General features: G+C 43.1%; 1 protein-coding gene. It reads right to left on the bottom strand.

Annotated features, from left to right (window positions below; translation table 11 throughout):
* Positions 1–8: 8 nt before the first annotated feature.
* Positions 9–1,313, bottom strand: coding sequence for an IS1380 family transposase (locus IAQ59_RS21930; RefSeq protein WP_209332997.1), 1,305 nt, complete (start codon positions 1,311–1,313; stop codon positions 9–11).
* Positions 1,314–1,407: the final 94 nt, after the last annotated feature.

Here is a 1,407-nt window from a genome sequence, read left to right as displayed (position 1 = left end):
AACCCGCATTATGCATTAGAATAATTGAATGGAGGACTCAGATTTTGAATTTGGGAGAAAATTCCGTCCATCCAAGGCCTTTTTTTGACGGGGAGGGATATTTTAAGAACCTGCTTATTGGCATGGTTTACCTTCCAGGCTCCTAATGCAAAGCAATAGGATTTGAGTGTTTTTAATGTTGCCCTGTTATGGTGATTTAGTGCAAAGTGTCTGAACAGACTCATTAAATTATAGGCGACCATGATGAAGCGGAAGGAAGCTTCAGTTGCCCAAAAGTCTTTTAAACAAAAGCTTTCCAATCCAAAATCATCTTTGAGTTCTTTGATCCTGTTCTCGCAATCCGCTCTTGTGTTATAAACATTCCATATCTGGTCGAGAGGAAGCTCAAGGTTGGTAACATAGCAACTGTATCTGTATCCGGGCATATCATCGAAAAGCATTTTTCCTCCAGACTTTGGACGGATATCCACCTGCTTTTTTACGATTATGTATCTCCGCAATTTCCCTTTTTCGTGTGAAAACATCATTTCGGCAATTTCAATCCCCCTGGCCAGTTCTATCCAGTCACTGAGTCCCCAAACTTCCGCTTTTACATTGGGATACATTCTGACAGCCATGATATAATTGTGCTTTTCCTGCTCAAGATAGCTGAGCAGTTCTTCTGTATAAAACCCGCTATCAGCTCTTACAAGGCCTATTTTTTTGCCTTTGAGCGCATGGTTAAAAGTCTCCTGCATGAATTCTTTACAGCTGCTGCTGTCAGCCGTGTTGCCAGGTCTCAGCCATGCATTGGCCACCATTCTTGTCTGTCCGACAAAGGCCATCAAAGGGTGGTGGGAATTCCTTCCGCGCTTGTTGGGATTGTATCCCTTGGCGCTCCCTTCCTGTTCCCCGTATCGTGTAATCACTGTACTGTCAAAATCAACAGTGATATTATCAACCTTGATCTGACCAAAGAACCAGTTTTGAAGAGCAGGGAAAACTTCCGTGTTTCTTTTCTGAGAGAACTTCCCGAAAAACCTGCTGTAGGTGCTCTGGGACGGCATCTGTTCCCAGCCAAATATTGATTGTAGGACTTTATCATACCTGAGCCAGTCACAATGGATATAGCGGCTTGCCCCTGTCCAGATACTGAGCCAGAATGACAAAACAATATCACTTGGATCATAGCCCCGGTTGGAGCCGGGTGTAGGCAAGTCAAGCGTGCCTAAATGCTCTTTGATCTTGGTCTGATCCAGAAACCTTTTCATAAGACTCATGCCGCCAAAAGGAGTTACCGGCTTGTCGGAATACTCAATGGGAAGATTAACCATTTGGGTGAAAATTAGACATACTCAAAATCGGCCTTTTTGAAGAATTTTCAAAGATTTTTAACCGATTTTAAATTCCTACTGAATAATGCGGGTT

The sequence above is a fragment of the Lunatimonas salinarum genome (assembly GCF_017811155.1).
GTDB classification, from domain to species: Bacteria; Bacteroidota; Bacteroidia; order Cytophagales; family Cyclobacteriaceae; genus Lunatimonas; species Lunatimonas salinarum.
The sequence above is the reverse complement of the archived record's forward strand: the minus strand, read 5'-3'. Positions and strand labels throughout refer to the sequence as shown.